The 760-nt window shown below is 63.6% G+C and carries 1 protein-coding gene; it reads right to left on the reverse strand.

All coding sequences use genetic code 11. The annotated features are described in order from the left end of the window. Positions 1 to 22: 22 nt before the first annotated feature. Positions 23 to 760: chemotaxis protein CheB (locus AC0L2C_RS34145; RefSeq protein WP_473525528.1), on the reverse strand; the 738-nt coding region annotated here is incomplete at its 5' end.

Raw genomic sequence — 760 nt, forward strand, 5'->3', positions numbered from 1 at the left:
CCGAAGCGTCCGGCAAGGCCGATCAGTTTTGTTTCGTGGTCGCGCCATTCTCTGCCACTGTGCCCCGCCTGCTTTCGAGAATTCGTTCGATCACTTCGGCGTCCGCTTCATATTCTCTCGACCGCTCCTGCAGCTTTGCAGCCATCTCAACGCGGGCCAACTGACTTTCCCGGTCGGCCATTCGCCGGGTGAATGCCGCCCGCTGCTGATGCGCGCGCAGCAAGCTCCACAATATCTGGTCAGTCTCGGCCGACTGGGCCTCGAGCATCGCGTCCGAGGTGAAGGCATGCCCAGTGTGGCATCGGTAGCGAAGCATGTCGCCGTCCTCGATCTCCCATAGAGGACCGTGGCATTCCGGACATACAAACAACGAAAGTTCGCCGAGGCGATCTTCATTCGACATGGCAGAGTGCTCCTGAGCAGCGACTGCCGCCTCCAGCCGGACCCCCGGTGGAACAGGAAGCGTCTCGCCGGCGGGCTCGGAGGCCAACCGGGCCAACAGGTCGCCCATTCCGGCGATCGGCACTAAATGGTCGATTTCGACATGGCGCTGGGCGCTCCGAACCATGTCTGGTACGGCCGCGTCTTGCGGGTCTTGGATCACCGTTACCCCCCCGACGGCCTTGATCGCGCGGAGGCCCGAGGTGCCGTCGGACAGGCTGCCAGAGAGGAGGACGCCAATGACCCGAGCTCCATAGCTGCATGCGGCCGACCGAAAGAGAGGATCGATCGCCGGCCGGGCGAGATTTTCGCGAGGGCC

It is taken from the genome of Mesorhizobium sp. WSM4845, from assembly GCF_055811455.1.